This is a genomic window from Polyangiaceae bacterium, from assembly GCA_020633205.1.
Lineage (GTDB): Bacteria > Myxococcota_A > Polyangia > Polyangiales > Polyangiaceae > JAHBVY01.
This window is the reverse complement of sequence record JACKEB010000010.1, coordinates 1,417,452-1,439,552: the sequence shown is the minus strand read 5'-3', so window position 1 is coordinate 1,439,552 and position 22,101 is coordinate 1,417,452. Positions and strand designations below refer to the sequence as shown.

Below are 22,101 nucleotides of genomic sequence, written 5' to 3'. Positions count from 1 at the left end.
GGAGGGTAACTCTATCCGCGACCTTCAGCGATTAGATCCTCGCGGAGCTGCGTCAGGACTTTTCCCAGTAAGTTGAGTCCACACCATTGCTCCGGATTTTCCGCATCGGGGTGATCTGCGGCCAGGCCGATCCCCCAGACTTGATCCAGTGGGCTCGCTTCTACGAGGGTGGTTCCGCGCGTAGCGAGCAGCGCCTCGAGCAGCTTGGGATGCTGGGTAAACTTCGCATGGTTGCCCCGATACACGATGCCTTCACGCTCGGCTTCCCACGTTTCGGGCACGAAGCCGCTCACCTTGCGGCCGAGGGCCTTCTGCTCCCGGGGCGACTGGGTACCGAGGATGCGGCGCTCGATATCCACGTCGCCGAACAAGCGTGCCTTGCTCGCCATCATCCACTGCTCGGCGGTGACATACACGTGACCGTCCAGTTCGAAGCGTGAGAGGTGCCACTGGGAGAACGGCGACTCAGCTTGCCAAAAGAACGTGAAGCGCGACATCGTGTAAGCATGACACTAAGCTGCGCTCCCGCAAGGACTCACTGCGGCTTCAAAGTCACTGCGACTTCAAGATCACTGCAGCTCCAAGATCACTGCGTGTAGCGGTTCTTCAGGCTGTCGTAGGCTTGGCGAGTGTTGCCGTCGATGTCGACGATGCCCCACCACTCCTCCGTCGCGTGACCATCGGGGTAGACGCCGCCGTTGTCGAAGCCACCCATGTCGTGCCCGCCGGGATTGCCTGATTTCCACCACTCGTCGCTGAACGCATAGGGGCAGCCGCCGATGACCACCTTGTTGCCGTCGTGGGCGCTCAGCTGGCCGCGGATCTCATCGGTCAGGACTTCCAAGGCGTACGCCTGGGCGGGCTGATCTTCAGAGTTGGTGTTGCGGTTCCAGGCGTCTGCACCGTACTCGCCAACGAACACGGGCTTGTTCGTGAGGCTCGCCCAGCGGCTGAAGCGATCGCTGAACGACAGATGCGGGTAGAGGTTCAGCGCCCACAGATCGGGGTCGCTCACCGTGGAGAGGGTCTCTGCGCTGGGAACCTCACCGTGATTGGTGGCGACGGGGTGGTTCGGATCCAGGCTGTGGATTGCCTGGGATGCCTGTTGCAGGCGCGCCATCACTTCGGCTTGTGAGTGGCTCGAGTAGAGCGCGTTGTAGTTCCACTCGTTGCCGACGATCCACATCAAGACGGCCGGGTGGTCCTTGAAGTAGTTCACTGCGGAAACGTAGTCCGAGTCGTAGCCCGGGAGCACGGTCAGCGCGACCTTGATGCCAGCCTTGTAGTACTTGTCGAGCACTTCCCACCCCGTGGCGTTCTTCTCGGGCGGGTCGTAGGTCTTGATGGTGTTGATGCCCGCAGCTTTCATCAGCGGGATGTCGCGGTCGGCCAGCTGCGCGAAGTAGCGGCCTTGACCGTCGTGATTCTCACCCTTAGGCACCGGGTTGTAGCTGATCCCCTTCATGTCCCACGCGGCTTCGCCGGCGAGGTCGCCGTTTGGTTGGCGATGTTTGACGAGCAGCTGGCGGCCCTGCACCCAGACGATGCTCGGGCCACTGGGCACCGTGTCTGGGTTACCTCCGGAGCCGCCGTTGCCGGTGCCCCCCGCGCCGCCGCTCGGGTCGCCGGCGGAACCGCCTGCGTTGCTTCCTCCGGGATCCGACCCGGCGCTGCCGCCCTGACTCGAGCCGCCCTGTGCTGAGCCGCCCTGACTCGAGCCGCCCTGTGCTGAGCCGCCCTGACTCGAGCCGCCAGGGGCGCTGCCGCCGAGCCCGGCTGAGCCTCCTGCGCTCTCACCACCGCTGCCCGCACTGCCTGCGCCTCCGCCGCCGGAGGTGTCCGACGAACACGCGACGATGGAAGTGGCTGCGAGCAAAACCAGCCACGCGGGCGACGAGAATCGACGAAGTGGGTTCGGGGCGACCCAAGCGGCGCTTGAGGACGAGTTGAGTTTCCAGGTGTGAAAGGCAGAGCGCATGTCCCACCGTTGCCGAGTGTGTGTTGAACCGTGAGCGGATCGGCCCGCGGAGTGACACAAGTTCAGATTTACGTCAGGTATGCTGAGGCCATGCCGCTTGGAGTCGCTTGGTCGTTGCGCAATTCGTTTAGCCTCATGTCCATTGTCGCGATCGGCTTGATCCCAAGCCTGACGGCCTGCGGGAGCGACTCCGAATCCTCAGGGGGATCTGCTGGATCCGCCGGGAGTAGCGGAGCGGCCGGTAACAGTGGCAGCGGTGGCAGCGCTGGCGCGGGACAAGGCGGCGCCGGAGCGACAGGCGGTACTTCGAGCGCAGGTAGCGCCGGTGTGGGAGCTGGAGGCGCAGCAGGTGGCTCCGGTTCCGCAGGGCAAGGGGTCGGCGGGAGCGCGGGGGCGCCGACCGGGACTCCGCTGTTCGTCGGGGTCGGTTCCTGGGGTTATCGAGTAGCGACGAGCGATGGTGTGCAGACCGACATCACCCAGAACCCTGAGACGGGTTCCGATCACTCTCCAGATTTGCTGCGGGATGTGGCTTGGGGTGGGGGCGCTTTCGTTGCCGTCGGCGGCGACCAAAACTCGATGGTGATGCGCTCCACCGACGGCAAGACTTGGCAGGAAGATCTCCACCCCTCGGGCACCCAGTGGAAGGGCGGTGTGGCCTACGGCGGTGGGCGCTGGGTCGCCGTCGGCGGCGTGGGGACCGTGATCTACTCCGATGATGGAGGCACTGTTTGGCAAGACTCGAGCGAGCGCTTGCCGTCGGCGGGCCGGGACATCGCCTACGGTGGGGGGCAGTTCGTGGCGGTGGGAGACGGCGGCATGATCGCCACCTCCAGCGATGGCACGAGCTGGACGGATCACACCCAGACCGGCGTGGGGCTCTCCGGCGTGGCCTATCTCCCCGCTGGTGCGTGGGTCGTTACCGGGAGGAACTGGAACGGCTCTGGCTTCGATATCTCCTGCTTCGGCAGCGCCGATGGTAGTAGCTGGACGCCTTGTGGGTTCAACATCAGCCTGATCGGGCGACCAAGCGCGGTGGATGGAGCGCTGATCGTGCCGACGGATAGCGGCTACGAATCCACCACCGACGGCACGAACTGGACGCACCATGACGGCGACATTCCGGAGCTCGTGCTGCAGGCAGACAGCGTGCTCGTCGGCTCATCCAACGACCGCTTGTTCAGCGGCAGCAGCCTGGGTTCGATGAGCCAAACCGCGATGCTCGACCGCAGCTTGCGCGGCTTCTGTCTGGGCTACGTGCAGTAGCTAAAACGTGTAGAACGCCTCGAGATTGGCCGCGAAGAACACGCGCGCCGGGGTGTGCACGGTGCCGAGGTCATCCAGGGCGAAGCTCGGGCGGGTGAAAGGTGCACCGCTCTCGACACCCAGCGCGAGCGCTAGCTTTCCCAGGTGCCACTCGCAGCGGGGGCCAAACGCCAGGGCGGCGATCCAAGCTTCCGCGCTGCCAGGTCTTGAGACGTTTGTGCCTGTGGCTCGAATCCGTGTGGCAATGAAACGCGCCGCTGGGCCCACTTGGAAGCTCGAGCCGCCGAGACCGTAGAAGCCACGTGCGCTCAGCGCCCAGCGCGAGAAGTCGCCGCCCCGCCGTCCGTCGCTCAGCGTCGCTGAACTCCCAGGGAAATAGGCCCCCTGGAGGTCGAGAGCGAATCGCCCAGCGCCTAAGCCTAGACCTAGAGACGGCGCGAGCGTCAGCTTGGGGAGCACGCCCCAGCTGGCCTCTCCCCCAACCAAAAGCCGTGCGGCCAGTGTGGTGGACGCTTCAGAGCCTCGCTTGGCGTCCGTCGTGTCGTCGCTGCCCGCCTTCGTCGATCTTCTCTGTGCTTTGGATTTGGGGGGGAGGCGCGCTGTTTGTGAGTCATTTCCCCGAGGTTTTGGCTTGTCAACGCCACCAGGCTGCGCATCAGGTGCCTCCCCGGGTTCGCTCAGCTGTGCGTTTGGGTCCACTGCCAGCGCCAGCATCAGCGCCGTAGCACTAGCCGCCGCATCGCAGCTCTCAGCAGACAGGGTGCGCTCACCGTCCCCGGTGTCGCCGTGGGTCTCGAGCTTGACCACGTAGCGAGTGCCGGAGCGTGACACCTGCGCCTTGGCACTCACGGATACGTCGGCCTCGCTCCCCCGCAACATGCGCCGCGCGCGTTGCAAGACTTGAGCTTCCGTGGGGCAATTGCTCGGCGCCTGCCAGCTGAGTTCGAGGCGCGGCTTGGCCGATGCAGCGCTCCCCCAGGCGAGCAGCGCGAGGCAGAGAGCGGGGCCCAGGCTACGGGCAGGCGAGCATGCGGTCGAAGCCGGCGACCTGGGAGTCGCACTCGCCGCAGTACTGGACGCCATCGCAGCCGCAAATCGGTCCGCAGGGCGATGTGGCGCAGTCCTCTTGCAGCGGCCTGCCCAAGCAGCGGCCAGGATCCGTCGCGCCGCAGTCGATGGCTGCGAAGTCGCAGAACTCGTCAGGGCCGCAGTCCTTTCCGAGCCAAGCGCCGCAGCGAGTGCCCGAGACTGCGCACCAGGCAGCGGGCGCGACGTCGACCCCTGCTTGCTCTGCGACACACGAGTTACAGTACTCGACCCCGTCGCAGCCACAAACCGTGGTGCAAGTCGCGTCACAGCTGGCTCGGGCCGCGCGGCACGCACCCCGGGTGGTTCCGCTCGCCGCCATCCCGCCGCAAGCGTCGTCCGCGAAGTCACAGTAGGTGCCCGCGGCGCATGGCGGGAGGCCCACGCCGCAGTCGGGGCCCGCGTCAGGCTTGGCGTCGCTTGCGGCGTCGATCGCTACGTCCGCACCAGCGTCGCTCAGCGCTTGGGGATCGCTGCCGATGGAGTAGGTGCCGCTAGAGCACGCCGCGCAGAGCGCAAGCGTGAAGGGGAGCGCGCTTTGTCTCACTCGCTGATACCGCACGCGGAGCGCACCGAGCCGGCGATAGGTGTCTTACCGTAGCGCTTCAGGAAGGCCTTGGCTTGGCTCTTTCCGCCGCCTGAGCGACACGCCAAGATGAGCTCGAGGCCGCTCCGTTCGAGACTCAGAGATCCTCGAGGAAACTCACGCCGATGCTGCGCCAAGAGGCGCTGCGCATCAGCCGCGTTGCCGCTCTGCACGGCGGACCGCGTGCGAGAAATCAACGCGACTTCTTCAGCGAGACCCGGCTTGCCGGCGCTCTTGGCAGGCGCGACAGCTTTGGGCGCCGCAGTTGCAGGTTTGGGCGGTTCCTCGGTTTCGCTGGGCGCCTCGCTGGTTGCAGCAAGCGCTTCCACCGGTGGTTCAGGTGGTTTGGGCGCGGGCTGCAAGGCGGGTGCCGCTGTGGTTGCCTGAGCCTCGGGCGGTGGACTCTGATTCGCGGTTGCTGCGCTGTAGACGCTGTACCCGATGCCCGTAACTGCTCCCACGCTCACCACGCTCAGCAGGAGCTTCAGCCACAGCGCCGTCTTGGCAGTTGTGGTCGCGACGCCAGCAGCGCTGCCTCCGGCCACGCCGGCGCTCGCCATGCCCGCACCCGCGATGCCGGCGCCCGCCGTTGCGGCGAGGAGCGATGCCCTGAGCCGGGCACGCTGAGCGTCGCTCGGGTCGTCCGCACCCTTTGCCGCGAGGATCAAGTCCTTGGACCATGAGTCGAGTTCGGTCATGGCTTTGCCCACCCCTCTGACGCTCGAAAGCGTGCCGCCGCCTCTGAGAAGGCCTTGCGCGCGGCGCGCAGCCGCGAATGTAGCGTGTTGACGTTGACCTCGAGGGTCTCGGCCGCTTCCACGACCGAGAGCTCCTCTAGCTCGACCAGCACGAACGCCATCCGTTTCTCTTCGTCGAGCTGCCCGAGGAGCTCGTGGAGCACGCGGTTCGCTTGCTTCTGCTGGGTGAGGAGCTCGGGGCCGAGGCCCGGTGTGCGCTCGATGGATCCGTGAAGATCATCCGGATCGATGTCGCCGCCTTCGAAGTACTTGGCCTTGCGCTTGCGGGTGCGGAAATGGGTTTGCACCACGTTGACCAAGATGCGGCTGAGCCACGTCTTGAACGAGGCACGGCCTTCGAACTCGCCTAGCCGGCGATGGACGACCAAGAACACCTCTTGCACCACATCGTCCACCGACGCCGGGCGCACCCCCATGCGGCGTGCCGAGCGCCACACGTAGTCGACGTGGCCCTCGTAGATTTCCTCGAAGCTCGGGGATGCGGCGTCGGCTCCCGAACCGAGGCCCGTCCGCTGCTCACCTGTCAGTGAGTCCAAGGCGGCGCGGGCGCTCAGGGAAGGCATCACCTCAAGGGTGCCGGAAGAGGGGGTCGCAGTCACGTGCCACCCCTCATGTCCGGGGGCCATGGGGTTCGGTGAATCAGATTCACCTCACACTAGTTACCGGTACTTGCTAGAACCGTGATCGGTTCGGATCGCTTTTGTGGCGGCCGCCGGCTTTCAGAGCATACGGCGCGGGTTGATCGCTTCGATTCGGCGCTCGAGATAGGGCGAAAAGTGCCCGCGGTAGCGGTCTTGGAGTTCTGCGCGGCGCCAGTCGTCGCCGCTCACGTGGTGCCGGCAAGTCACCGCCCCGCACTGGCAGTCGAACTCGTCGTAGTTCGAGCCGTCCGTGGTGGCGTAGTCGTAGCAAATCTGCTCGCCCGGGTAGATTTTCCGTGAGGCAACGAGCGCGATTTGACCCGACAGCCAGGTGTTCGGGTCACAGCTGTGGTTGATCCAGTCGGAGGGCCCCTCCACGTTGCTCACGAGGTACAGCTCGTCCTCGATTTGCACGCTGCGGTTGAGCCACGAGCCGAGCCGGCCAAGCTGGCTCTGGTGCATGATTTTGCCACCCCAAACGGCGACTAGCTCACCGGCCTCGAAGGCCTCCGCGGCGAAGACGCCACGTTGGCCTCCGCCAATCCAATCTCCGCGTAGTTTGGCGGAGACATAGCCACTAGCTGGGTCGTCGTCGTCGAGTACGGGGGCAGTTGCATGGGTCATGTTCACTCCACATGAGTCAGCTCTACCCGGATGCGCGGCTTGAGGTCGTAGAGATCGGGTCTCCGGTCATGCAATGGACGGACGGAGCCGAGCTCGCGCACCTGGGCGAGATTGGCAAAGTCCAGATCTGCAATCGCCACCGTTTCGACATTGGGATCCGCTTCGGCTGCGACACCGTTGTGCGGGAACCCGTAGTCGCTCGGAGTGAGGACGGCGCTCTGGGCGTAGTTGATCAAATAGTTTTGACTCGGCAAGTTGCCGGCGTTGCCCGCAATTGCCACATACACCATGTTCTCTACGGCTCGAGCGGCGGCCGAGTAGCGCACCCTGTTGTATGCCTTGCGATCGTCCGTGCTGAACGGCACGAAGATGGCTTCGGCACCTGCGAAGGTGAGCAGCCTCGTTACCTCGGGGAACTCGATGTCGTAGCAGATCTGAATACCAATGCGCCCAAAGGGCGTCGAAAAGAGCTTGAGTCCTTCCCCGGGGGAGATGTCGAAGTACTTTCGCTCCCCTGGTGTGATGTGAAGTTTGTCCTGCGTGTAGTGGTTGCCTGAAGGCGTGAAGAGGTGAGCGACGTTGTACATCAAGCCGTCGCGCGCCACCGGCGTGGAGCCGGCGACGATGTAGAGCTGGTACAGCTTGGCCAAGCTGGTGAAGAGCTCCACGTAGCGGTCATGCATCTCTGCCACCCGCCACATCGCCTGCTGGGAGGTGACCTCCTTCGGGAAGGTGGCGAAGAGGTGCGCCGTGAAGAGCTCAGGCAGCACCAGGAAGTGGCAGTGGTAGTCCGAGGCCACATCCACGAAGAAGCGGACGTTGGTCTCGAACTCCTCCCAGCTCGTGATGCGGCGAAACAAATACTGGGCGGCACAGACCCGCGCCTTGCGGAAGGCGCGCGCGATGGGGGCCGCCGCGATGCGACGCTTGGCGGCGTCGTAGTCGGGGTTCGCCATCTCGATCAGCGTCGAGTAGTTCACGCTGGCCGGATCCGACATGTAGCGCAGGCGAACTGACAACACCTTGTAGCCCGCCTTGAGGTGCGCGGTCAGCGCTGGGTCCTTGCGCTTGCCGTTCATCACCTCTGACACGTACTGCTCGGCGGTGAGCTTGCCAGCGACGTCGCTGTAGCCAGGGATGCGCCCGAAGGCCAAGAGGCGCCGCAGGTTGTAGCGCTTCATCAGCTTGCGACGCGGCACGTACAGCTTCGCCGCGATACCTTGGCCGCGGTACTGCGGGTGCACAGCGATGTCGGCCCCGTACAGCGTGTCGCCGGCGGGGTCGTGAGTGCTGAAGGTGGAGGCGCCGGTCAGCTCGTTATAGGTGTAGTCCTCCGAGAGGCCGTCCAGCTGAACGATCAGCGTGGTGGCGTAGCCCACCACCTTGCCATTAATTTCCGCAAGGAACTGACCCTCGGGAAACGCTTCGAACTGCAGCTGGTAGAGCCGCTCATCGTATAGCTCTCCGGCGGGGTAGTCCTCGTAGCACGCACGATGACACTCGGTAATCGCAGGAATGTCTTCGGCGCGCCATGGGCGGACGCGCACTTTCGTGCCGGGGCTCATCTGATGTGCGAATGATCACTCAAGCACTCCCACATGCAAGGGGTGTTTGAGGGGGCGATTGCATTCTAAGGCACACGGATTCCCTGCATTCCTGGGAAAGGTGCAAGCCGTGCACACAGGCGTGCAGCGTGTGCACACTCGAGCCCTACGCGTCGCCTGGCTTGCAACCTGAAGCGTTGCAGGTGACCGGTTCGACGTCGGCGTCGGCGACTACATGCATCTGAAGCTCGTCGGAGATTGGTGCATCGCGCTCATGCACGACCAACTCAGGGTAAGCAGAGCGAACCTCGACGTGAGCGGAGAGCCGGGCGGTCTCTCGATCGCCAGGTGTTGTTTTCTCGCCCGAACCAGGGGCCCGCTGACAAACTGCCGAATCGTGTCTGTGAAAGGAGCGAGCTGAAGCATGGCCTGGCGTCGCCGCGTGATGTGGGCGGTATTCTTCGCGGGACTGTGTGCTGTTTTGGTGCGCTGGCACGGCCTGCGGCTTGGCGGGCCTCACCAATTGCTGCCGGCGACTGCAGGGCTTGCTCCCTCCCTGGAGCGCAAGGTCGACCGGCTAGCGGCCTCACGGAACATCGATGGCCCCCGCAAGGCCATCGATCTAGCGCTCGAGCTCACGAGTCAGAATCTCCGCTACGGGCGTGAGCACCGCCCGAGTGACCAATTCGACTTGGGTGAGCGGGAAGCCAACGATCAGGAATACAGCCAGCTCTTCACGGCGATTTTCAATCGCATCGCCGACGGTCGAGAACTCAAGGCACGGGCGCGTCCGGTGCGCAGCAGTGCTCCGCGGGTGTTCGGCATCAAGCTCCCGAACCCGGCGTTTGCCCACCACGACTGGGTGATGGTGCAGCCCAGCGACGGCACAGCGGCGGAGAGCTGGTTCGTGGATCCGACGCTACACGATGCGTTGATGGGGTGGAGCATCGAGGGCAACGTCACCGGTCTCGTCCCCGTCGATGGCCCGGGGGATGCTGGCGACAGTGACTACGACGAGCAGGACGCGCCAGTCTACGACGACCCGGATGAACTTCCTGACGAACCCAGCTCAGCTCAGCCAGGTGAAGTGCCCCGGGCGGCGAAATTCTCCGCGAGGAAACGCTAGCCGGCTGGCGTCTCACGGGTCAGCAACAGGACAGGAAGCGCCAGCACTACCACTCCTGCGGTGATCAGAAACACCGTCGGGTAACCGCTGGACTCCGCGACGTGGCCCAGACCGAAGCTAGCGCCCGCGACACCTAGGTTGAAGCTCCCGTTGTAGAAGCTCATCACCTTGCCGCGCTCCGCGTCGTTGGCGCTCTCCACGGCGACGGCGTTCAGGGATGGGTACATCATCCCGTGGACGAAGCCGAACGCGAGGCCAAAGGGCACGAGCCAGCTCGGCGTGAGCTGCGACATGCAGGCGACCACGACCGCATAGCCCAAGATGGCTACACGCCCCACACGCAGGCGACCTAGGCGATCCGGCAGACTACCGAGAAAGATCCGCACGAAAACGGCTGCCGCTGTGTAGCCCAGGAAAAAGCCACCCACGCGTTCCGCGCCACGCTGCAGCGCAAACGGCTGGTGAAACGTGAACGCGGTGCCAAGTCCGACTCCGGCGACGAGGCTTCCGAAATACATCGCGAGCACCCGCGGCTGCAGCAACACACTCCAGCTCGAGCTCGAGGCGCCGGCTCTCGCGGCGTGCTGGCTCCCCTCGGGCAAGCGAGTGGCGAACACCGACGCGCAACAGCCCATGATGGCGGCGAGACCGAACACCAGCGGCCAGCCCATCGCGTCAGCGAGGGGCTCGGCGATCAGTGGGGCAGCGGAGTTGGTGGCCAGGAACGCCACGCCAAACCAGCCGAGCGCCTGGGAGAGACGCGACTTCGGTGCGAGATCCGCGGCGAGTGTTGCCGCGGCGTTGAAGGCTGTGGCGAATGCGCAGCCTTGAAACGCACGCAACACGAAGAGCAGCGGGCCGACGCGGTCCACCCACATGAAGCCCACGGCGGTGGCGGCTATCACCGCAGCACCGGCAACCACCAAGCGTCGGCGCCCGAAGCGATCGACCGCTGAGGCGACGAACGGGATGGCGAGCACACCAGCTGCCGGGGCAATCCCGGCGGCCAACCCGATGTCGCTCGCGCTCGCGTGGAGCACCCGAGTCATGAACTTCGGAAGCAGGAAAAACAGCGAAAACGCGAGGCCAAACAGCACCTGCGTGATGAGCAGCAAGATGAACGGACGCGTGAGCACCCGTGGCCTAGCCACCGGTATCGCGCTGGCGACCGGACTGGAGCTGGGAGCTGTCAAAACCAAAGCCTCGGGGGGAGAGAGCCTCGCGAAACCTGGTGCATGCGCTGCGTCACGTCGAGGCCATTCTGTGTTTCGGCAGTGAGGCGCGCCGCGGGCAGTGCGGAGAATCCGATTTGATTCCACCCAGGGCCCGGAACGGTTGAACGCTCGCCCTCCGTTTCCTAGAACCGGCCTCGGCTGCGCGCAGAACACACCTACATCGCCGGACGTGTGCGACGCGATACGCAACAGGAGAACCATGACGACTCACACAGCAGTTTTGATTCCTGGAGACGGGATTGGGCCCGAAGTCAGCGACGCCGTGAAGAAGGTGTTCGAGGCCGCTGAAGCGCCCGTGAAGTTCATCACCCGCTACGCGGGAGTGGCGGCGCTCGAGCGCGGAAAAGAAGACCTTCTCCCCGCGGATACGGTGGACGCGATCCGCGAACACCACATCGCGCTCAAGGGACCGTGCACGACGCCCATCGGCTCCGGGTTCAGCTCTGTCAACGTCGCGCTGCGCAAGAAGCTGAACCTGTACGCCGCTGTGCGCCCGGTGCGCAGCTTGCCGGGGGTGAAGACGCGGTTTGAAGACGTCGACTTGATCATCGTGCGCGAGAACACCGAGGGCCTCTACTCAGGCATCGAGAACCTGATCACCGATGGCGTCGTTGCTTCCCTCAAGGTCGCGACGCGCGTCGCTTGCCATCGCATTGCTCACTGGACCTTCAAGTACGCCACGCACCGCCAGCGCGAGAAGATCTCCGTCTTCCACAAGGCGAACATCATGAAGCTCTCCGATGGCATGTTCATCGATGAAGCTCGCAAGGTGCACGAAGAGGATTACCCCAACATCAAATACGAAGAGGTGATCATCGACGCTGCGGAGATGAAGCTGGTCCAGGATCCAACGCAGTTCGACATCATCCTCTGTGAGAATCTTTACGGCGACATCGTGAGCGACCTGTGCGCCGGCTTGGTAGGCGGTCTGGGAGTGACTCCCGGAGCGAACATCGGTGACGAGGATGCAGTCTTCGAGGCCGTCCACGGTTCGGCGCCGGACATCGCTGGTAAGGGCGTCGCCAATCCGCTCGCACTGATCATGAGCGGCGCGATGATGCTCAATCGCCTCGCGGATACGCGACGTGACGAAAACTGTGCGAAGGCTGCCGAGCGCATCAAGGGCGCTTACAACCAAGCGCTGGAAGACGGACAGAAGACGCGTGACCTGGGTGGTGAGCTGAATACCGAAGGTTTCGTGCAGGCCATCATCGAGCGCATGCAGTCCTAGCTTGGCTCAGGAGCCTGCGCCGCGCCGCACGCGAGGCGCGCAACAGACAGCGCCGCGCGCACGCGAGGCGCCGAAGAGACAGCGCCGCGCGCACGCGAGGCGCCAAAGAGACAGCGCCGCGCGCACGCGAGGCGCCAGAGAGACAGCGCCGACGAAGAAGTCAGCCCGGTGGTCTTCCACCGGGCTCTTTTTTTTGCCGCCTGGAATCGCGCTCCATGTGCGCGGCCGTACAAGGAACGGGAGGCCTCCCGTGTGGAGTTTTGATGCAGTCCTGAGTGGGCGCTTGCGTGAGCTGCGCCGGCAGCGGACGATCAAACAGGTGCGCGTAGCGCACGGGAGGGCAGCATGGTCGTCAGTCGCGCAGATCTCGAAGCCACCATCTCGAGGCTCGAAGCCGAGGTGGAAGACCCTCGAGTTGGGATCTACGGACCCCAGAGCCAGAGCTGGAAGATCAGCAAAGAAGCCATTCTGTTCCTCGGCGGCGGACGCGCAGCGTTGCTGCAGACGGCCCATCCCTACGTTGCCCATGGAGTCGACCAACACTCGGCGACCCGCACGGACCCGCTAGGGCGTTTTCAACGCACCTTCGACAACGTGTTCGCGATGGTGTTTGGCGACCTGGAGAGCGCCATCAAGTCCGCTCGGCGGGTCCACAACATCCACACCAAGATCACCGGCCTGATTCAGGAGCACGTCGGGCGTTTCCCTGCGGGAAGTAGCTACCTCGCGAATGACGAGGAGGCGTTGTTCTGGGTCCACGCGACGCTGATTGAGACCGCGGTGCAGGTCTATGAGTTGATCCTGCGGCCCCTGAGCTACGAGGAAAAGGACCGCTACTACCAGGAGACTCGGCGCTTCGCTTACCTGTTTGGGATCCCGGACCGCGTGATGCCTCGTGACTGGGACGGCTTCGCTGCCTACAACCGTGCGATGTGGGACTCCGACACGCTCAAAGTCGGTAAGCCCGCGCTCGAACTCAGGCGTTTCCTGTTTGCGACACCCAAGCCTGCATACGGTCCGCTGTTTCGCTGGCTCGAGACCATGACCGCTGGGCTGATGCCTGAGCGCTTGCGGGACGAATACGACCTGCCCTGGACCACCGCCGATCAACGTTGGTTCCGCGCATCTGTTTCCGGGCTCAAGCTGAGCTATCCGCGCCTGCCTGCGCGCTTGCGCTACCTGCCTGCCTACGTTGAGGCGCGCCGGCGCCTCGCAGGCAAGCAGGGACCGGATCGAGTTGGTCAGCTCTTGGAGCGTCTCGTGATGGTTCCCCTGCGCAGGGCGCCAGCGAAGCGTAGGCCGCGGCGACCCGCGAACGCCTAGCGGGAACCCGGGCGCCGCGGAAACGCACGCGTTGCGGGCGCCCTAGCCGATCTCTGCAGCTGCGAGGGTCAGCGTCAGCCGGCGGAGGTCTGTTCGAAGTCCAACTCAGCGTTTGCTGGTACCGAAACCGTCTTGCGCTGGTGCTCGACTTCCACGCTGAAGCGCCTCGGCGCGGGCCTGCGCGGCGGAGCCTCGGAGCCCTTCGGCCGCTCTACACCAGCAAGTTTGCATGCGGAGCAACTTCCGCATGGGGCCGCCGCGGGTAGTGAAAGCAGTCTGTTCATGCGGGTGACGAGGCAGGTCGGCTCAGGGTCTGCGACGTACGCCTGCACCTGCCCCCGCCTCAGCACGTCGTGTTCGCTCACGACCTCTAGCTGCTCGAGTAGGAACTCAGCGCGAGCTCCGAACTCATCAGCTGCGAGGGTAACGCGATACCAATCGCCGGCGCGCAGCGCCAGACCAGCGTCAACCAGAGCGTCCAGTGCGCGCCGCAGCTCCTTTGGCGGCACGTTCGCCAACTCCTCGATTTGGGATCGGGGGAGAGGTGTATCTCCTTGCCCTGCGAGCACCTCGATCGCGACGTTCAAGGCCGTCAAGTCGACGCGAACGGCTTCATGCCCGTTCGCCGACGTGCCTTCTGCGAAGTCGCTCGGGCTAGCCAGCACGACGGCCTGCGCTGGCTGACCGTTGCGGCCCGCCAACGCGAGATCGCGCAGGTACTGCTCGAGTGAGTGCGGTGCGCGGAAGTGGAGCACCGACCGCAGGTCCATACGGCAGATCCCCTTGCCGTATCCCCGAGGCAATTCGCCCGACTCACTAGCGATGGACTCCAGTCCCGTGAAAGCGCTCTCCGCGACTAGCACCGAAGGCTTGTTGGTCGTTGCGAAATGCAGCTGCTCCGCCGCGCGGGCACCAGCGCTCAGCTCCCGGTGGTAGCGATAGCTCGCAACCCCAAGCGCCCCCAAAGCGCGGTGAACCGCTTCCACTTCTCGGGGACCAGGGCAGATCACCACTCCAGGCCGAGGCAACCGATTCAGCTCACTGATCAGCAAGCGCTGGCGTTCGCCCGCATCGACATAGTGCGCCGCCAAGCTCAGGTTCGAGCGCACGAGCGGCGCCTCGAACAGGGTCGGCTCCCGTAGCCTCAAGCCGTCCAACAGGTCCGCACGTAGAGCGGCGCTGCCTACCGCGGAGAAGACCATGGCCACGGGACTCCCGAGCTTCTCTAGCAATTCGTCGAGGCTGGCACTGCTGGGTCCGAACTCTGGGGAAAACTCGCTGAAGAGTTGCGCGTCCGTCAGCACTGCGAGCGCCACGCCGCTCTGCCCAAGCGCTCGACACACCTCTGCTCGTTGCAGAGCGCCAGGTGTCGACAACACGACCAAGCTCCGCGAGTAGCGGATCCGCTCGAGCGCTCGCCTGCGCTCCTCCCCCGAGACTCCGGCGTCTACGCGTACGCACGGAACGCCCCGAGAGGTGAGCTGCTCTTGTTGCGACTTCAGCCAGGAAGGCAGGGGATGGATGACGAGCGTTGGTTGCTCCAGGAGCTGCGCTGCGACCAGGAACGCCGTGGATTGTCCCGAGCCGGCTGGTAGCAGCGCCAATGCATCCCGTCCGTCGATGGCAGCACGCACCAGGCGCCGCTGCTCTCCAGTGAGTGTGCGCCCCAGGCGCTCAGCCGCGCGCTCCGCGTGGGGCCAGAGTTGCGCTGGGGAGAAGCCTACGCGTGCGGTTCCGGGAGGATCGAAGCTCTTGATTTCGAAGCTACTCTCATGGCGCCCGAGCAGGCTCATGGGCGCTCCGCCAGCGTGTCGCTGACCACCGCTGCGAGAGACAACCAGCCCGCGCGGTTCCTCAGAGCGCCGGCGGATCACGCCCACGGGTAACGGACGGCCCCCTGCTGTGAGAGCCGCGGACTCCTGCGTCGCGCCGTCCAGCGAGACCTCAGCCGGTGCCGGCCGCTCCGTGAGAGCGCCGGGCGATTCCTCGGGGAAACCCCGGGGTGCTTTGGGTAGTTCCTCGGGTAGCGCCTGCCTTTGCGGTGCCTCCGCCGGCTGCTGCTGCGGTGCACGTTTAGGGGCGCTTGCCACGCGAGCGGCGACGCGCACCCCTGCTGCGGGCTTTGCCTTGAGCACCCGGCTGACGCGGCTCGCGTTGGTGACCACAGGCGCGCGCTTGACCGACCTAGACTTGGTGCTCTTTGAAGCGGCTGGCTTCAGCCTGCCCTTGAGTTTGCTTTTGGCTTCACCGCCGACCGCGGTCTGACGCTTGCCCGCCTTCGGTTTGGCTACCCGCGCTAGCGACGGTTGCTTGGTCTTGGCCTTGGCGCTGACAACAGCCTTCGCTTTTACCTTGGGTAGCGCCTTCTCTCGCGTAGCGGGCCGCTTCGCGTTCGTCGCGGGCTTCGCGCTGGCGCTGGGCTTGGCCCTTGCCTTGGTTGGCGCGCTCGCCTTCGAGGCTGGTTTTGCCTTCGCCTTGGCCGCCGCCTTCGTCTTCGCGACGGGCTTTGCCTTTGCTTTGGCCGCCGCCTTTGCCTTTGCGACGGGCTTTGCCTTTGCCTTTGCGACGGCCTTTGCCTTTGCCTTTGCGACGGGCTTTGCCTTTGCTTTCGCCTTGGCCGCCGCCTTCGTCTTCGCGACGGGCTTTGCCTTTGCTTTCGCCTTGGCCGCCGCCTTCGTCTTCGCGACGGGCTTTGCCTTTGCTTTCGCAGCTGGCTTTGCCTTGCCCTTTGCCGTGCGGATTGTCGGTTTGGTTCCGCGGGCTTTTCCGCCCGGAGTTTTGGCTGCTTTGGGTGCTTGTCGCGCCATGAAGTCCCGCGATGCGGCCAGCGCCGCCAACCATCCCCTTGAAGCTGAACACCTGTCAGCCCACGGGATGCGTCTGGATCTGGTTTTGGGAACGTGGAACCGGGCGACTCGCCATCGCGAATCACCTCGAAACCAGCTCTTTCGTGCTCGGGTCACAGGCCCGCGTACGAGCCTGGGATCTCAATGCACTTAGCATCGGGTCCGGCGGATGTGAACGAAAAAACAGTGAGCAGCTGAATAGTCCTGCTCAGCTGCTCAGCCTAGTTCAAGCCCCATCGGTTGAGCTGGATGGGAGCAAAGCCGCGTAGCCCTCGCGAAATGTAGGGAAGCGAAAGCTGTAGCCTTCGGCCCGCAACAGCTGGGAACTACAGCGCTTGCTCGCGACTCGCCGCGCTCGACTCGCCGCAACCGGTGGGGCGGTTGGCTCCGCGCGGAGCTGTCCGCGCATCGAGAGTTGCGTCTCCAACCAGCGTACCACGTCCGCCAGAGGCGCTGGATCTTCGTCCACACCCACATACAACGGCTGAACCCGCGGCAGCTCGCAGAGGTGGAGCAGCGCGCCGGCGACGTCATCGCGGTGAATGCGATTGGTGAAGCGCGTCGGCGCACTCTCTGCGCTGATCTCGCCGCGCTGGATGCGGCCAATCAGCGAGGCGCGGTCTGGTCCGTAGATCCCTCCCAGGCGCAACACACTGCCTCCAACCTCTTGGGTCATCAGTTCCGCGCGGCGTAGCACTTGAGCACTGAAGGTGTCTGCGTTGGCGGGGCTCGATTCGTCCAGCCACCCAGCGCTCTCCGCATAAACCGCGGTCGACGAGGTGAACAGCAAACGCGTCTGCCCGGCCTGGCAGGCGGCTCGATAGTGCCCGATGACGCGCTGCAATCCCGTCACGTAGGCGCGTTCATAGCTTGCGCTATCGTGGGCATCGGCACCGACGGCATACACCACGCAGTCCGGCTTGCTGGGTAGGGGGGAGAGGTCCGCCTCGGGGCCTCCCAGGTCCAAAGACAAGCCACGTACGCCTCGCGGAAACGTCGCTCCCCGGCGCACGCCCCATACAGAGTGCTGCGCTTGCAACGCCTGCTCGGCCAGCGCTCCGCCGCAATAGCCCATTCCAACGACCAAGAGCTCCACCCTGCGAGTCATAGGGGTTGCTTTTTTGCTTGCCAAGTCGGCCGCCTTGCTGAATAGTAACTCAGGTCTGAGTTACTATGACTCAGTGACGAGAAAGCCCTCCAACTCTGCGGTCTAAGGTCGCGTGCCCTGACTTTGGTCCGCAGGGTTGGGGGGCTCTCTTGCGTGTTCTGTGAGGTTGCGCCGGCCGTCAGGCGGCGCGCGCGCTCAACTCGAGACGCCGTCCGATGCGCGTCGCCAGCGCCATGATGGTGACCTGGGGATTCACGCCGATGGCCGTGGGGAACAGGCTCGCGTCGGCCACGTAGCAGCCTGGTAGGTCCCACACTTCGCCGTTCAGGTTGACGACCGAGGACGCCGGGTTCGAGCCCATGCGCGCGGTGCCCATCAAGTGCACGGTAAAGAGCTCCAGCGTGTTCACGTCGGTCTGTAGTTCGTCGATCTTGTCTAGCTCGTCACGTGTGTAGGCGATGTGCTGATTGGTGAACGGGAGCACGACCATCTCCGCGCCCATCTCGAAGTGCATCGACGCGAGGAGTTTCACGCCACGCTTGAAGCGATCGTGATCTAGCTTCGTCAGGTCGTAGCGGACGAGGGGCATCCCGAGCATCGTGCGGCTGACGCTTCCAGAGGTGGAATCCTCGACCAGCACGCCGCTGATGACCATGTTCTCGTAGCGGCTCATCAACTCCCAGGCGCGGGAGCCGTGGAAGGGCAGGTACGCTGCCAAGATCCCCGGGGCAACGAAGTTCTCCGCAAACAGCAGCCCGTCCTCGTGGAACTCGCGGATCTGCGTGTTCTGGCTGACGCCCTTGTAGCCGTCCACTTGTTGTGGATAGACGGCGAGCACCTTGGCGTTGGGGTGGCAGAGGAAGTTCTTGCCGAGCTGCCCACTCTGCCGTGCGAGCTTGTGCTTCTGCAACAAGAGCGGAGTCTGCACGGCCCCACAAGAGACGATCACCGCCTTCGCGCGCACGCGGACTTTGCGATCCGCTTTGCGGGTTTGCGGATTGATCGACTTGCCGATGATGCCCACGCAGCGTCCGCCTTCAATCCACAGCTGCTCGACTCGGACCTCGGTGAGGCAATCGGCGCCCTTCGCAAACGCTCGCGGTAAGTAGCTGACGAGCGTGGACTGCTTGGCGCCAGTGGGGCACCCAAGCGCGCAGTTGTTGGCACCGACGCACGCGCTCTGATTGCGGCGGTTCGTGGTGTAGTGCCAGCCCATCTTCTTCGCGCCGGCTTCCATCAGCCGACTGTCTTCGCCGACGGAAAGATCGGACTGATAGTTCGCGCTGATGGTCTCCTCGACCTCGCCGAAGACTTCGTCGAGGCCCGCTACGCCCATGTCGGTAGAGCCGGTGATGCGCTCCCACTCAGCGAGCACGCGCTCCGGCGGGCGATACGCCATCCCGCCGTTGATGACGGTGCTCCCACCAACGCAACGACCTTCGACGTACGGGATTGGAGTACGTCCCACGATCATCGTCGCGCTCGCGTCGCGGTAGAGTCGAGGCACGCTCTGGGTCGTGTAGGGGTTGAACGAGGAGGTGGGGTGATAGCTGCCCTCCTCGACGAACAACACGTAGTGGCCCGCCTCGGCCAGGGCGGCTCCTGCGGCGGCGCCACCGGCGCCTGTGCCAACGACCACGACGTCGGCTTCGAACGATTGATCTTTCGCGTAGTCTTCGTGAGCGAGGACGGTCATGGGGCTGCTCCTCACTGCGCCGCTAGGGCGGTCTCCGACATCAGATCGTGGCGAAGCTCGATGCGCTCCTTCATGAAGGCAATCGGCTTGTACTTGAGGCGCTGGTGGACTTCGTCGGTGTCGAAGTAGGCGCTCAGCACCGAGCCACGGATCCCGACCACTAACAGACGCACCGGCATCCAGCGCGACGTGGTGAAGCGGTTGATGACCCGATCCGCTTGGCTGCGCTCCATCTGGCTCAAGCGCTTGGTGCTCATGAAGAGGAAGCGCGGGGCCCAGTCGAGCAGGATGAACGAGAGCCAGAGCCCGCGTCCTGTGAGGGGATGCATGTACATCATGAACCCACGCACGTGACGTTCGATGCGCGTGACCATGTCCTCCGTGAGGGGAGCAGGCGGAGGCGGGCAGAGGATGGTGATGATGGCGTGGAACATGCGCACGTAGCGCTCGCTCATCGGGTATGGATCCGCGAAGGTCCAACCATCCTGGGGGTGCCGAGCAAGCGCTGGCGTCAGTGACGCCATAGGTAGCTTGCGCTTGGGTTCAGGCAAAGACTGCTTGCTCGGCGTGGGGGTCATGGCTCCTCGTCTGGTGGGGGTGGGGGTGGGGTGGCCGTCAGATTCGGCTTGATGACGGTCTTGAGCAGCACGACGAACTCACGGTCGACGCGCTGGTAGTACTCTCGGCTCGCTGCGATGGCGCGGTCTTCGTCGCCATCTGCCAGGGCGCTCAACGTTTCCCGGAGGTAATTCGGAAAGCTCGACTCGAGCACCCACAGAGCCGGGTAGCGTCCAAGGATGTCCCGGTAGGCTTCAAGGAATGGATTGGAGATCCAGCGGATGGCCGTTGAGTGGCCTGCGTCGATCAGCGCCTCGAGCCAACGGTGAAAGCCTTTGCCAACCAGTGCGCCGTCTTTGGTCTCGAACGCGGTGATCAGCAGCTCCGTGATACCGGTGAGGCGATCGATGTCGCTGCTGTCGGCGCGGCGCACCGCGAGCCGCGTCGCGAACTCGAGCACCTGTTCACGAGCCGGCAGAATATCCTCGAGGATATGCACGACCTCGATCAAGGAGCCGCCCGCCTCCAGCATCGGGGATAGCAGCTCCATCGTACCGGTCTTCTTGTAGTCGCTGATCGTGACGCCCTGGCCATGGCGGACCGTCACGAGCCGCGCCTGCTCGAGCTTGCGAACGGCTTCCCGGAGCGTGTTGCGGTTGGTGCCGTAGGTGGTCGCCAGGTCACGCTCGCCCTGCAAGCGCTCGCCAGCGGCGAGCTCGCCCACCAAGATCTGGCGACGTAGCTCGCGAAAGATTGAGTCCGCGATGTTGGAGCTCTGGTTCTGCTCTTCCATGGGCGTGACTCTAGGCAAAACGGCGAGGATTGACTCGCGGTTCAGCCCACCGTTGCGCATCGCTTCGACCGTGCCCGCCGAGCGCTGCCCCGGCGCGTCCGATCGAACGCGCAAAAGCGCCGCTTTTGCAGCTCGCGGGGCTGCTCTTGCGGCTTCAGCGGCGGACGGGATTTGGGCCAGAGCGGTCATTGATCTCGGGCGCCGTAGGTCGCCCAGAGCGACTTCGGCTCAATTGGTTGAACCAGTATGACTGGTTCAACCACGAGATCAAGGGGTGTGAATCAAAATACGCATGCGACCGGTGGGTCCGCTCATAAATATAAGAAATTATGCACAAATTTGCCGCCTGAGAGGCGCGAAAAGCAAGGGCGCCCACGTCCCTCACCGCTCTTCGGAGACCCAAGCGTGCACCACCTCCGCTCGCGGACTGCGCAAAGCATTACGCTCCCGGAGCGGGGCGTCGGGTGAGGCGACGGACGGCGCACCTCACCCCCAAATCAGGGGAAGCCAGCTGCTGGACCGCGACAGCAAGCGCGTGCGGAGCTACCCCCTGATACCCCGCGGAAATGATTGCCGGGTGAGTCTTGGCGTAGCTAGCGTGCGAAGCCGTAGGCTTCCGACTGACGTAGCTCTGGGAGCGCGTCCTTGGGCAGCAGGATGGTGCGCACCGCCCACAAGTCGGTGAAGATGCGGTAGCGCGCCGTGCTGTCCAGGTAGTCCACACCGCTAGACCCGCCGGTGCCGATGCGACGGCCGATGATGCGTTCGACCATGCGCGCGTGACGCGACCGCCAGATGACCAGCTGCTCTTCGGCCTCGACCACCGTATCGAGGAGCAAGCGGGGCCAGGCGAGCAGCGGCAGCTCGCGATAGGATTCGACGAACAGCACGCCGGCGCGCACACGCTTCGCCCGGGCGCGATCGGCTTCCGGCACATCTTCGGCGAAGAGAAAGCGTCGTGCGTAGCTCTCGCCGTCCGCGAACTGTCGCTCGATGCCGTCGGTGATCTTGCCCAGGGCCTCCAACATGCGCTGCTTCTTGCTGAGGTTCAGCTGCTGCATCTGCTGAAAGTATTCCTCAAGGAAACGATCCACGGTCTCTTCGTCCTGCGGATCGTCCGGGCTGGAGCCTTGCACCGGCGTGCGATAGAGCCACTCTTCCAGGGCGCCTTTGAGCGAGGTCTCGTTGCGGGCGTCGGTGATTCGCTGCCACGCGAGCTTTCCCGCCGGTGAGTCCACTGCGAGCTTTTGGATGTGGGCGAGGGGATCCGTTCCGCCGTAGTTCAAGCGTGCGGAGTCCTCGAGGCCGAGTAAGATTTCGAGCTCTCGCATCTGAAAGCTCTGGAAGCCGCTGGCAGGGATCAGCTTGTCGCGGAAGGCGAGAAAGTCCTGAGGAGTGAGCGTCTCCATCACCTTGAACTGATCGACCGCCAGCTCGAGGATCGTGGTTACCCGGCGCAGGTGATGGACCACGTAGGGGATCTTTTCCTCGGGGACACGCGGTTCCGCGAGGTGATCGCGCGCGAGGCGAAGCTCTCGGAGGCTGAGCTTGAACCACAACTCGAACGCCTGGTGGACGATGATGAAGTGCAGCTCATCGGGCATGAGCGCGCTCTCGTCGCCCTCGATGCCGCCCTGCAACGCCAGCATTTGGTCTAGCTTGAGGTAGTCCCAGTAGTTGTTCGTCGCCATCTGGTGGAACC

20 protein-coding genes are annotated in these 22,101 nt (G+C 64.4%); 5 read left to right on the top strand and 15 right to left on the bottom strand.

Going from position 1 to position 22,101, the window contains the following annotated elements:
* Positions 1-11 precede the first annotated feature (11 nt).
* Together H6718_06025 and H6718_06020 are read right to left on the bottom strand one after the other, a co-directional pair.
* A complete protein-coding gene (locus tag H6718_06025) occupies positions 12-497 on the bottom strand; it encodes an NADAR family protein (protein ID MCB9584934.1) in 486 nt (161 codons plus the stop codon).
* Between the two features lie 89 nt (positions 498-586).
* A complete protein-coding gene (locus H6718_06020; GenBank protein ID MCB9584933.1) occupies positions 587-1,978 on the bottom strand; it encodes a hypothetical protein in 1,392 nt (463 codons plus the stop codon).
* Positions 1,979-2,113: 135 nt separating this feature from the next.
* Between H6718_06020 and H6718_06015 the strand changes: the two genes are divergently transcribed.
* Complete coding sequence (locus H6718_06015; protein MCB9584932.1) at positions 2,114-3,244, top strand: hypothetical protein; 1,131 nt, start codon at positions 2,114-2,116, stop codon at positions 3,242-3,244.
* On the opposite strand, the gene H6718_06010 is transcribed toward H6718_06015, so the two are convergent.
* The 6 genes from H6718_06010 to H6718_05985 form a co-directional block, all read right to left on the bottom strand.
* Positions 3,245-4,123, bottom strand: a complete 879-nt coding sequence (locus tag H6718_06010) for a hypothetical protein (protein MCB9584931.1) — start codon at positions 4,121-4,123, stop codon at positions 3,245-3,247.
* 133 nt (positions 4,124-4,256) lie between these two features.
* Positions 4,257-4,877: a hypothetical protein gene (locus H6718_06005; GenBank protein ID MCB9584930.1), complete on the bottom strand. Its 621-nt coding sequence runs from the start codon at positions 4,875-4,877 to the stop codon at positions 4,257-4,259.
* Positions 4,874-5,614: a hypothetical protein gene (locus H6718_06000; GenBank protein ID MCB9584929.1), complete on the bottom strand. Its 741-nt coding sequence runs from the start codon at positions 5,612-5,614 to the stop codon at positions 4,874-4,876. Before H6718_06000 ends, H6718_06005 begins: the two co-directional genes overlap by 4 nt.
* Positions 5,611-6,273 carry an RNA polymerase sigma factor gene (locus tag H6718_05995; protein ID MCB9584928.1) on the bottom strand — a complete coding sequence of 221 codons (663 nt, stop codon included), beginning with the start codon at positions 6,271-6,273 and terminating at the stop codon, positions 5,611-5,613. The genes H6718_06000 and H6718_05995 overlap by 4 nt, the downstream gene beginning before the upstream one ends.
* Before the next feature lie 120 nt (positions 6,274-6,393).
* The gene (locus H6718_05990; GenBank protein MCB9584927.1) at positions 6,394-6,939 is read right to left on the bottom strand and encodes an SET domain-containing protein; all 546 of its coding nucleotides are present in this window, start codon (positions 6,937-6,939) and stop codon (positions 6,394-6,396) included.
* Between the two features lie 2 nt (positions 6,940-6,941).
* The gene (locus H6718_05985) at positions 6,942-8,504 is read right to left on the bottom strand and encodes a GNAT family N-acetyltransferase (GenBank protein ID MCB9584926.1); all 1,563 of its coding nucleotides are present in this window, start codon (positions 8,502-8,504) and stop codon (positions 6,942-6,944) included.
* A 403-nt stretch (positions 8,505-8,907) separates the two neighbouring features.
* Here H6718_05985 and H6718_05980 point away from each other — a divergent pair, with 403 nt between their 5' ends.
* Positions 8,908-9,609: a hypothetical protein gene (locus H6718_05980; GenBank protein MCB9584925.1), complete on the top strand. Its 702-nt coding sequence runs from the start codon at positions 8,908-8,910 to the stop codon at positions 9,607-9,609.
* On the opposite strand, the gene H6718_05975 is transcribed toward H6718_05980, so the two are convergent.
* Positions 9,606-10,745 (bottom strand): MFS transporter, encoded by a 1,140-nt coding sequence (locus H6718_05975; GenBank protein ID MCB9584924.1) that lies wholly within the window; start codon positions 10,743-10,745, stop codon positions 9,606-9,608. The two genes, H6718_05980 and H6718_05975, sit on opposite strands and share 4 nt — an antisense overlap.
* A gap of 298 nt (positions 10,746-11,043) precedes the next feature.
* Between H6718_05975 and H6718_05970 the strand changes: the two genes are divergently transcribed.
* Together H6718_05970 and H6718_05965 are read left to right on the top strand one after the other, a co-directional pair.
* On the top strand, positions 11,044-12,075 hold the full coding sequence (locus H6718_05970; GenBank protein MCB9584923.1) for an isocitrate/isopropylmalate dehydrogenase family protein: 1,032 nt from the start codon (positions 11,044-11,046) through the stop codon (positions 12,073-12,075).
* 345 nt (positions 12,076-12,420) lie between these two features.
* Entirely contained in the window at positions 12,421-13,398 is a 978-nt protein-coding gene (locus H6718_05965; GenBank protein ID MCB9584922.1) for a DUF2236 domain-containing protein, read from the top strand.
* Positions 13,399-13,472: 74 nt separating this feature from the next.
* Here H6718_05965 and H6718_05960 read toward each other — a convergent pair whose 3' ends face one another.
* Positions 13,473-15,191, bottom strand: coding sequence for an ATP-dependent DNA helicase RecQ (locus tag H6718_05960; GenBank protein MCB9584921.1), 1,719 nt, complete (start codon positions 15,189-15,191; stop codon positions 13,473-13,475).
* Between the two features lie 529 nt (positions 15,192-15,720).
* Here H6718_05960 and H6718_05955 point away from each other — a divergent pair.
* On the top strand, positions 15,721-16,398 hold the full coding sequence (locus H6718_05955; protein MCB9584920.1) for a hypothetical protein: 678 nt from the start codon (positions 15,721-15,723) through the stop codon (positions 16,396-16,398).
* A 72-nt stretch (positions 16,399-16,470) separates the two neighbouring features.
* On the opposite strand, the gene H6718_05950 is transcribed toward H6718_05955, so the two are convergent.
* From H6718_05950 to H6718_05930, 5 genes are all read right to left on the bottom strand, one after another.
* The gene (locus tag H6718_05950) at positions 16,471-17,352 is read right to left on the bottom strand and encodes an NAD-dependent epimerase/dehydratase family protein (protein ID MCB9584919.1); all 882 of its coding nucleotides are present in this window, start codon (positions 17,350-17,352) and stop codon (positions 16,471-16,473) included.
* 178 nt (positions 17,353-17,530) lie between these two features.
* A complete protein-coding gene (locus H6718_05945; protein MCB9584918.1) occupies positions 17,531-19,048 on the bottom strand; it encodes a GMC family oxidoreductase N-terminal domain-containing protein in 1,518 nt (505 codons plus the stop codon).
* A gap of 11 nt (positions 19,049-19,059) precedes the next feature.
* Complete coding sequence (locus H6718_05940; GenBank protein MCB9584917.1) at positions 19,060-19,626, bottom strand: hypothetical protein; 567 nt, start codon at positions 19,624-19,626, stop codon at positions 19,060-19,062.
* Positions 19,623-20,399, bottom strand: a complete 777-nt coding sequence (locus tag H6718_05935) for a FadR family transcriptional regulator (protein ID MCB9584916.1) — start codon at positions 20,397-20,399, stop codon at positions 19,623-19,625. The genes H6718_05940 and H6718_05935 overlap by 4 nt, the downstream gene beginning before the upstream one ends.
* Before the next feature lie 593 nt (positions 20,400-20,992).
* Positions 20,993-22,090: a tryptophan 2,3-dioxygenase gene (locus tag H6718_05930; GenBank protein MCB9584915.1), complete on the bottom strand. Its 1,098-nt coding sequence runs from the start codon at positions 22,088-22,090 to the stop codon at positions 20,993-20,995.
* Positions 22,091-22,101 lie beyond the last annotated feature (11 nt).